The sequence below is a fragment of the Streptomyces graminilatus genome (genome assembly GCF_001418565.1).
In the GTDB taxonomy this organism is placed as follows: domain Bacteria; phylum Actinomycetota; class Actinomycetes; order Streptomycetales; family Streptomycetaceae; genus Streptomyces; species Streptomyces graminilatus.
The window spans coordinates 1-6,915 of the sequence record NZ_LIQQ01000373.1; the positions used below are offsets into that span (position 1 = coordinate 1).

General features: G+C 73.0%; 7 protein-coding genes. 5 read left to right on the plus strand and 2 right to left on the minus strand.

Features of this window, described 5'->3' with window-relative positions:
- The coding region (locus AOK08_RS29235) for a TerD family protein (RefSeq protein ID WP_422125780.1) at positions 1–679 on the plus strand (679 nt) is incomplete at its 5' end.
- A 10-nt stretch (positions 680–689) separates the two neighbouring features.
- Here AOK08_RS29235 and AOK08_RS29240 read toward each other — a convergent pair.
- Positions 690–1,856, minus strand: coding sequence for a glycosyltransferase (locus AOK08_RS29240; RefSeq protein ID WP_055531609.1), 1,167 nt, complete (start codon positions 1,854–1,856; stop codon positions 690–692).
- Between the two features lie 70 nt (positions 1,857–1,926).
- On the opposite strand from AOK08_RS29240, the gene AOK08_RS29245 reads away from it, so the two are divergent.
- Positions 1,927–2,712: a glutamate racemase gene (locus tag AOK08_RS29245; protein ID WP_055531611.1), complete on the plus strand. Its 786-nt coding sequence runs from the start codon at positions 1,927–1,929 to the stop codon at positions 2,710–2,712.
- An 84-nt stretch (positions 2,713–2,796) separates the two neighbouring features.
- Entirely contained in the window at positions 2,797–3,348 is a 552-nt protein-coding gene (locus AOK08_RS29250) for a hypothetical protein (protein WP_055531613.1), read from the plus strand.
- A gap of 40 nt (positions 3,349–3,388) precedes the next feature.
- On the opposite strand, the gene AOK08_RS29255 is transcribed toward AOK08_RS29250, so the two are convergent.
- Complete coding sequence (locus tag AOK08_RS29255) at positions 3,389–4,453, minus strand: O-antigen ligase family protein (protein ID WP_063794153.1); 1,065 nt, start codon at positions 4,451–4,453, stop codon at positions 3,389–3,391.
- A gap of 222 nt (positions 4,454–4,675) precedes the next feature.
- Between AOK08_RS29255 and lnt the strand changes: the two genes are divergently transcribed.
- Both lnt and AOK08_RS29265 read left to right on the plus strand, forming a co-directional pair.
- Positions 4,676–6,286 carry an apolipoprotein N-acyltransferase gene (gene lnt, locus AOK08_RS29260; RefSeq protein WP_055531615.1) on the plus strand — a complete coding sequence of 537 codons (1,611 nt, stop codon included), beginning with the start codon at positions 4,676–4,678 and terminating at the stop codon, positions 6,284–6,286.
- 66 nt (positions 6,287–6,352) lie between these two features.
- The gene (locus AOK08_RS29265) at positions 6,353–6,847 is read left to right on the plus strand and encodes an NUDIX hydrolase (RefSeq protein ID WP_055531617.1); all 495 of its coding nucleotides are present in this window, start codon (positions 6,353–6,355) and stop codon (positions 6,845–6,847) included.
- Positions 6,848–6,915 lie beyond the last annotated feature (68 nt).

The window sequence follows — 6,915 nt, forward strand, 5'->3', positions numbered from 1 at the left end:
ACCCGTGACAGCGCCCCCGCCCGTCCCTCCCACGACGCCGGTACGCCTGACCAAGGTGACGCTCACCAAGCAGGCCCCGTCCGTCTCGCTCACCAAACAGGGCGGCACCTCGGGCGCGTTGCGCGTCAACCTCAACTGGCAGGTCCACAAGCAGTTCTCGGGGTGGGGGAGCAAACTCGGCCGGGCGGTGGCCCAGCACTCCGATCTCGACCTCGACCTGTGCGCCCTCTTCGAACTCTCCGACGGCAGCAAGGGCGTCGTCCAGGCGCTCGGCAACGCCTTCGGGGCGCTGCACCAGCCGCCGTACATCCACCTCGACGGCGACGACCGCACCGGAGCCGTGTCGAGCGGCGAGAACCTCACCGTCAACCTCGACCACAAGCAGGCCTTCCGGCGCATCCTCGTCTTCGTGACCATCTACGCGGGAGCGCGTTCCTTCGCCGACCTGAACGCCACGGTCACGCTGACCCCGGCGAACGGCGCACCGGTCGACTTCTCGCTCGACGAGTGCACGGTGCCCTCCACGGTGTGCGCGCTCGCCCTGATCACCAACGACGGCGGTGACCTGATCGTCCAGCGCGAGGCCCGCTATCTGGTGCCCGACCGGGGGGTGAGCCCGCAGCGAACCGTCGACCGGGTCTACGGCTGGGGCATGAACTGGACCCCCGGCCGCAAGTGACCCGCCCCGCTCAGCTCTCGTCCGTGACGGTCTCCGGACGCGCGTACGTCCGTCCCTTCCAGGCGGCGCCGCGCCCCCGGTAGTGCTGCACCGCCGAGTCGACCGTCATGAGGAGGTACAGGAACGCGGTGAACGGCAGCAGGGGAGCGAGCCACAGCGGCTGCCCGTAGTAGCGCAGCATCGGGGCGTACGTCCCCGCCATCACGAGCCACGCGAGGCCGCCGCACACCGCCGCTTGCGTCGTCCCGGTGACGAGCCCGGCGACCAGGGCCGACGGCGGCACCAGATACACCAGGGCGAGGCCGAGCACCGTACCGAGCAGGAGCGCCGGGCTGTGGCGCAGTTGCGCGTACGCGCTGCGCGAGACCATCCGCCACAGGTCGTGCAGCCGAGGGTAGGGCCGCACGCTGTCCACCCGCTCGGCGAGCCCCAGCCAGATGTGGCCCCCGCCGCCCTTGACGGCCCGCGCGAGCGCCACGTCGTCGATGACGGCGTGCCGGATGGCCTCCGGGATCCGGGCCCGCTCGGCCGCCTCCGTACGCAGCAGCACGCACCCTCCGGCGGCGGCCGCCGTCCGGGAGCCCTTCCGGCCGATCCGGCGGAACGGATAGAGCTGCGCGAAGAAGTACACGAAGGCGGGTACGACGAGCCGTTCCCAGACGCTCTCCACCCGCAGCCTGGCCATCAGTGACACGGCGTCGAAGCCGCCGCCGCGCGCCGCCGCCACCAACTCCCGCAGACTGTCCGGCGCGTGGGCGATGTCCGCGTCCGTCAGCAGCAGGAACTCGGGTCCACGCGCGCGTGCCAGCGCGATGCCGTGCCGTACGGCCCACAGCTTGCCCGTCCAGCCCGCCGGCGGTTCACCGGGCGAGTCCACGGTCAGCGCGGGCCCGCCGTGGCGGCGCGCCAGTTCCCTGGCCAGCTCCCCGGTGCCGTCCGAACTGCCGTCGTCGATCAGGAAGATCTCGGCCCGCCCCGGATAGTCCTGGGCGAGCAGGGACGGCAGGCTCGCGGGCAGTACGGCGGCCTCGTCGCGCGCCGGCACGACGACACAGACGGACGGCCAGGATTCGGGCTCCCGCGCGCGGGACGGCAGTCTGACGTCCGTGCGCCAGAAGAAGCCCTGGCACAGCAGCAACCAGAGCCAGGCGGCGAGTGATCCGGCGGCGATCCACACAACGGCGCTCACCCGCCGCAGTCTGCCCCACCCCGGAGGCTCGTAGGGGGACCCCGTTTATAGTGACCGGGTGAAGATCGCGCTCATGGACTCGGGAATCGGACTGCTTCCGGCGGCCGCCGCGATGCGAGGGTTGCGGCCTGACGCGGATCTCGTGGTCTCCCTGGACCCGGCGGGCATGCCCTGGGGTCCGCGCACGACGGAGGATCTCACCGGGCGCGCCCTCGCCGTCGCCGAGGCCGCCGCCGCGCAGCGGCCCGACGCCCTGATCGTCGGCTGCAACACCGCGACCGTGCACGCCCTGACGGCCCTGCGCGCCCGCTTCGAGCCGGAGCTGCCGGTCATCGGCACGGTCCCGGCGATCAAGCCCGCCGCAGCGGGCGGCGGGCCCTTCGCGATCTGGGCCACCCCCGCCACCACCGGCAGTCCCTATCAGCGGGGCCTCATCCGGGAATTCGCCGAGGGCGTCGGGGTCACCGAAGTGCCCTGCTGGGGCCTGGCCGAAGCAGTCGAACACGCGGACGAGTCGGCGATCGACGCCGCCATCGCCGCCGCCGCTGCCCTCACCCCCGACGAGGTGACGACCGTCGTCCTGGGCTGCACCCATTACGAACTCGTCGCCGAACGTATCCACGCGGCCGTCCAGCGGCCCGGCCGCCCGCCGCTCGTCCTGCACGGCTCGGCCGGCGCGGTGGCCGCCCAGACGCTCCGCAGGATCGGTGCCCACCCGGCCCCCGAGGCGCCCGCCGAAGGCACTTTCACCGCCCTGCTGAACGGCATCGCGGGCCCCCTGCCCGCCGCCGCGCTGTCCTACGAGGAGGGCCGCCTGCTGCTGGCGGCCACCCCCGTCCGCTGACCGAGGGGCGTCCGGCAGCCAGGCGGAGCAGTCACTCTCCGCAAGCCGGTGCCCGCGCAGCGGAACCTGAGTAACCTCAGGAATATGAGGGACTTCCCCCGCGACGAGACCCGGCCTGCCCTGCCTGCCGAGACCTGGACCGGCCGGGCGACCAACCGCGCCCAATGGCTGCTCGCGCTCGGCGGCTGCGCCTTCATGGCCCTCGGTATCGAACTGGCGGTCGACTCGGCGTGGACGTCCGGCGTCGCACCGCTCGCCATGGCCGTCGTGGGCTGCATCGCGGCCGGGCTGCTCGTCCTCTTCGGCACCCTCGCGTTCGTGCACGTCGCCGTGAAGGTCGACAAGGACTGCCTGGAGGTGCGCTGCGGCCACATCGGCCTGCCGCGCCGCCGTATCCCGCTGTCACAGATCGTCGGCGCCGAGTTCGTGGCGAGGGTCACCCCGCGCCAGTGGGGCGGCTGGGGCTACCGCTGGCGCCCCCACCAGGGCACCGCGGTCGTCGTGCGCCGGGGCGAGGGCGTCATGCTGCGCCTCGGGGACGGGCACACGTTCACGATCACGGTGGACAACGCGGAGGCGGCCGTACGGGTCATCACGGACCGGCTCCGGTCGGGTGCGGCGGGGGCCGCGCACTGACGTTCCGGCCGCCTTTCCCGCGTCGTCCCCTCCCGGCGCCCTAGCGCTGTTCGCTCTGTAACCGCGCGCGTGGCGGCGCCGTGTCCGGTGTCTCGTGGACGAACGGGCGGGCCGTCGCCAGGCCCGCCAGGAGGCCCGCGCCCGCTGTCACCGTGGTGAAGCTGAGCACGTTGCCGACCGTCGCGAGAGCGGCCACACCCGTCAGGGCGGCACCCGCCGTCAGCGCGACAAAGGTGGGACGCGGAGTGCGCCACAGGGCGTACAGCATCCAGCAGAAGACCGCCGCCAGCAGGACCATGCCGACCACACCCTGCTCGGCCGCCTGCTGGAGGGGCGCCGAGTGCGGACGGGCCTCGGCCGGCAGCGACTGGGCGGCCGTCGGGCTGAGTTCCCCGAACCGGCCGGGTCCCACCCCCGTCACCGGGTCCCGGCGGGACAGCAGCAGGGCGTCGCGCCACAGGCCGACCCGGTGCCCTCCCACCTGCCCCTCCAGCGCGTCGGCCGACCCGGTCGGCAGCCTGCCCTCGGCGACCGCCCACACCGTCCCGGTCAGCAGAGCCGCGATCAGCCCCTGCCCGGCGAGGCCCACGCCCCGGCGCGGCACATGACCGGCGGCGAGCGAGCAGAGGAGGACGGCGGTACAGAGGACGAACCCGGCGAACGGACCGAGCACGGCCGCCGCCACCGTGATCACGACAGCCAGTGAACCCAGCGCCAGCCGAAGAGGCCGGGGGCGGGCAGCCCAGGCGGCACAGCAGGCGGCGCCGGTCGCCAGGACCAGCAGCGCGGCCACCGCCCCCAGATGCCCGGGCGGGGTGGCGGTCCGGGGCCCCGGCAGAGTGTGCGGCGCGGCCACCGCGAGGCCGAGCCCGGCCAGCGCCAGCGTTCCCGGGGCGGCGACCGGCAGCAGCGCCCCGCAGATCCGCCCCGCCGCGTAACCGGCGGCCACCGCGAGCACCGCGAGGAGCACGCCCTCGGGACGGCCCCCATGGACGGCCGCCGTGACGAGCGACCAGGTGGCACACGCGCCCAGCACCACGACGCCCGCCGCGTCGGAGATGTCGCGTCTCTCACTGTCCGGCGACGCACCGGTCCTCGACGTCATCCGCGTTGACCCCCACCCGCCGCCCCCGGCCTGTGACGGACCCCGGCCGCGCGGGCCCGTCACAGGCGCGCACGTCAGAAGCTCCGGCACACCGTAACGGCTGGTGCGGCATTTGTGGACGAGTTGCGGGGAAACGATGCGGCAGAACGTACCGGAGCGGGCCCACCGCCACGGGCGGGACCATCAGTACGGCACCCCGAGCAGGCGCCGTACACTCCCGGAGTGACCGCCACCGCTACCTCCCTGGACGAGCCGGACCAGCTCGAACCGCAGCCCGCGCCCACTTCGCGCCGCGAACGGCTGCTGCGCCTCTGGCCGGCCGCCACCGCCGCGCTCGCCGGAGCGCTGCTGTACGTCAGCTTCCCGCCCCGCACCCTGTGGTGGCTCGCCCTGCCCGCGTTCGGGATCTTCGGCTGGGTCCTGCGCGGCCGGTCCTGGAAGGCGGCGCTCGGTCTCGGCTATCTGTTCGGGCTCGGCTTCCTGCTGCCGCTGCTGGTGTGGACCGGTGTCGAGGTCGGCTCCGGGCCCTGGCTGGCGCTGGTCGCCGTGGAAGCAGTCTTCATCGCGCTGGTCGGCGCCGGCACGGCCGCCGTGTCGAAGCTGCCCGGGTGGCCGCTGTGGGCGGCGGCCATATGGACGGCCGGAGAGGCGGCACGCGCGCGTGTGCCCTTCAGCGGCTTCCCCTGGGGCAAGATCGCCTTCGGACAGGCGGACGGCGTCTTCCTGCCGCTGGCAGCCGTGGGCGGCACCCCGGTGCTCGGCTTCGCGGTCGTCCTGTGCGGATTCGGGCTGTACGAAACGGTCCGCCAGGTGATCGAGTGGCGCCGTACCGGCGCGGTACCGCGCGTCGCCGTGGTCGTCGCCGCGCTGAGCGTGCTCGTCCCCGTCCTGAGCGCCCTGGCCGCGCGGACGCTGGTGAGCGACAAGGCCGAGGCCGGCACCGCGACCGTCGCCGTCATCCAGGGCAACGTGCCGCGCGCGGGCCTCGCCTTCAACGAACAGCGGCGAGCCGTGCTCGACTACCACGCGCGTGAGACCCTGCGGCTGGCCGCCGAGGTCAAGGCGGGCAAGGTGGCACAGCCCGACTTCGTGCTGTGGCCGGAGAACTCCTCCGACATCGACCCCTTCACCTACCCCGACGCCGCCGCCGTCATCGATGGCGCGGCCAAGGCGATCGGCGTGCCCATCTCGGTCGGCGGCGTCGTCGAACGGGACGGCAAGCTCTACAACGAGCAGATCCTGTGGGACCCGGTGAAGGGCCCGACCGACACCTACGACAAGCGGCAGGTCCAGCCCTTCGGCGAGTACCTTCCGATGCGTTCGCTGCTCAAGCTCATCAACAAGAACTGGACCACCATGGTCCGCCAGGACATCAGCCGGGGCACCAGGCCCGGTGTGTTCACCATGGACGGCGCCAAGGTCGGCCTCGCCACCTGCTACGAGGCCGCGTTCGACTGGGCGGTCCGCGACACCGTCACCCACGGCGCCCAGATGATCTCCGTGCCGAGCAACAACGCCACCTTCGACCGCAGCGAGATGACCTACCAGCAGCTCGCGATGTCCCGTATCCGCGCGGTCGAGCACAGCCGGACCGTCACGGTCCCGGTGACCAGCGGCGTGAGCGCGATCATCATGCCGGACGGGCGGATCACCCAGAAGACGGCCATGTTCGTGCCCGCCTCGCTGGTCCAGAAGGTGCCGCTGCGCTCCTCCGAGACCCCGGCGACCAAGCTCGGCATCCTGCCCGAGATGCTCCTCGTCCTGGTCGCCGCCGGCGGTCTCGGCTGGGCGATCGGCGCCGGTGTGCGCGGGCGGCGCGCCGGTGGCGTGTAGTCGTACGCCGGTGGCACGCCCCCGGGACCAACAGGAGTGACAGAAGCGCCCGGCTAAGGTCGGGACATGGCTACTCCTGATTTCATCAGCGCTCTCCGTGCCTCCGCCGGCCGCCAATTGCTCTGGCTCCCGGGTGTCACCGCCCTCGTCTTCGACGACGAGGGCCGAGTGCTCCTTGGCCGGCGCTCCGACACGCGCCAGTGGTCGGTGATCGGAGGCATCCCGGATCCGGGGGAGCAGCCTGCGGCCTGCGCGGTGCGGGAGGTCTACGAGGAGACGGCGGTCCGGTGCGTGCCGGAGCGGGTCGTGCTCGTCCAGGCCCTGGAGCCGGTGACGTACGAGAACGGCGACGTCTGCCAGTACATGGACATCACCTTCCGCTGCCGGGCCGTCGGCGGCGAGGCGCGGGTCAATGACGACGAGTCCCTGGACGTCGGCTGGTTCGCCGTGGACGGCCTGCCGGAACTGAACGAGTTCTCGCTGTTCCGGATCAAGCAGGCGATGTCCGACGCAGAGGCACCCACCTGGTTCGACACCACGGGTTTCGCGAGCTTCGCCTGACCTGACAGGCTTCGGCGCGCTGTACGGGTACCTGCACGGGCACCTGTACGGCCCGGCGGGGGCGGGGG

Coding starts and splice junctions, on each gene's coding strand:
- AOK08_RS29250 (WP_055531613.1), top strand. CDS start 2,797: ATGAGGGACTTCCCCCGCGACGAGACCCGGCCTGCCCTGCCTGCCGAG.
- AOK08_RS29255 (WP_063794153.1), bottom strand. CDS start 4,453: ATGACGTCGAGGACCGGTGCGTCGCCGGACAGTGAGAGACGCGACATC.
- AOK08_RS29265 (WP_055531617.1), top strand. CDS start 6,353: ATGGCTACTCCTGATTTCATCAGCGCTCTCCGTGCCTCCGCCGGCCGC.